Here is a 2,079-nt window from a genome sequence, read left to right on the forward strand (position 1 = left end):
CTTTGCTAGACCTTATCGTTCTTGTGATAGAGGTCTAAATGAGCACACAAATGGTTTGATAAGGCGTTTTCTACCTAAAGGGACAGATTTTAATGAAATTAGTGACAAAGAAATAGCAAAAATAGAGCATACATTGAACACCAGAAGAAGAGCGAGTTTGAATTATTGCTCACCTAATCATGTTTTTTTAGAGTATTTGATGGCGGCTTAGTATAGAGTAGTGTTGCACTTCAGATGACGGAGGGCGTTTTATTATTATAAAAAAATAGAAATATTTATATTCATAAATTAATTATTTTGTCTTTATGTATTTAATATCTTGATTTTATTGAGTTAATTTTCATGAAGTTTGCAGCTATTAATTATCTTCAGATTGCTTATAAAAATATTATAAATTTTCATATTGTTTTTATATATTTTTAATGAAATTGTATATTTTTTCTTTTACCTTTGAGCTTTTTTATTTAGTGGGAGGTAGAAATTAATTTTTAAATTAGTTTAGAGGTTGAGAAGATGCCTAGAGTTGTGTGGAAAAATAAAGAGCAAGAAGCTGCAGAGTGGCGAGTTGTTAGGCGTTATTTAGGGGAGTATGCGGGAACACAGCTTGGTTCAAATCATAACGATAAAATTACTTTCATTGACCCACTAACAAAAAAGCAGGTCTATTTAACTCATCGTTATTTGCGTGGTGCTGATGGTGAAATTTTTGTAAAATCAAACGGTAAGGCTCTTGGTGCAGGGACGTTTGGTAAAGTTACTTTTGGTCAGACAGAAAATGGCCAAATGTGGGCAATTAAAAAATCGCCAACAACGGTTATATTACCAGAAAAGGACAAGGTCAATTTACTTCCTTCACTTTTAAAAGAAAGTGATATTGCCGTCGACCTTGGCAAAGCAAGGCGGTCTTTTCAGGGCAAAGATGGCAGTAAGTGTTATCAAATTTACCAATTTTTAGGAACCCCCCTTGATAAACACTTAAGTGAAAATACTCTTGGCGAAGAGCAGCGATTTGATTTGGCGATTAAAATAGCGCAAGCGGTTTATCACTTACATGTTGGGAGTTATGCAAGGTCTAAGACTTCATATGCTCACCTAGATCTAAAACCTGCAAATATTTGTGTCGATGATCAGGGGCAGGTTCATCTAATCGATTATGGTTTTTCAGAAAACTTAACCGGGACTTTGAGTCGATTAAAAGGAACCCTTATTTTTTTGCCACAGCAGCCGGTAGGCACCAGTAAAGAGGTATTAGATGTTTTTGCTCTGCTGCGGATATTATATTTGCCGGAGTTATTTCGAACACCAAAGGGCTGGGTGACTCGAGCGGATTCACATAAAGAGGGAGTTGTCTCTCTTTTTAATTATGATTTTGTTGAAAAAAATAATTTAACATTATTGTTAGATACCTCTAATGGTAGAGATAAAGATAAATCAATTATTTTTATTTTATGTAACCTTATTTTATTAAGGTGGAATTTAGCTGTAGATTCCAATTTAAAAAAAGTGTTAAAACGGTCGCGGCAATTTAATGAAAACTATGAATGCCTGGTAGCACTTGGACTTAGCAGTGCTGAGTATGTACAACAAATTATTACAAACCCTGATAGTATTGAGCGATTTAAACAGGAGCAGAGCAACTTATTAAAACTTAATCAGTTGGGGCTTGGTCAGGCAGTCTATATTAATATATTACTTGCATCTCCTAATTTGATCGATCAGTTTGAGCAATATCAAGGTCAATTTTTAAGGCTGAATCAATTAGGGTTGAATCAGATAGCGTACATTCAACAGGTACTTGAGCGCCCTGAGCAGTTTGATAAAAATTATTGTTACTTAAAATGCTTTGATTTGGATCGAGCTGAAAATGTGAAAAAAATGCTTGATTGCTCAGAAAGTCGATCGGCCTTAGTTGAGATTTTATTAGAGGCAGCTTTAGATAAAGCAATTGAGGATTGTAGACAAAGAGGAGCGCCCTCCGTCATCTGAAGTGCAACACTACTCTATACTAAGCCGCCATCAAATACTCTAAAAAAACATGATTAGGTGAGCAATAATTCAAACTCGCTCTTCTTCTGGTGT

General features: G+C 34.9%; 1 protein-coding gene and 1 pseudogene. Both read left to right on the forward strand.

All coding sequences use genetic code 11. From position 1 onward, the window contains the following. A pseudogene (locus C200_RS16090) lies at positions 1–211 on the forward strand (IS30 family transposase); the annotation flags it as partial. A 302-nt stretch (positions 212–513) separates the two neighbouring features. Beyond that, a complete protein-coding gene (locus C200_RS06005) occupies positions 514–1,986 on the forward strand; it encodes a protein kinase domain-containing protein (protein WP_016212172.1) in 1,473 nt (490 codons plus the stop codon). Positions 1,987–2,079 lie beyond the last annotated feature (93 nt).

Source organism: Piscirickettsia salmonis LF-89 = ATCC VR-1361 (assembly GCF_000297215.2).
GTDB classification, from domain to species: domain Bacteria; phylum Pseudomonadota; class Gammaproteobacteria; order Piscirickettsiales; family Piscirickettsiaceae; genus Piscirickettsia; species Piscirickettsia salmonis.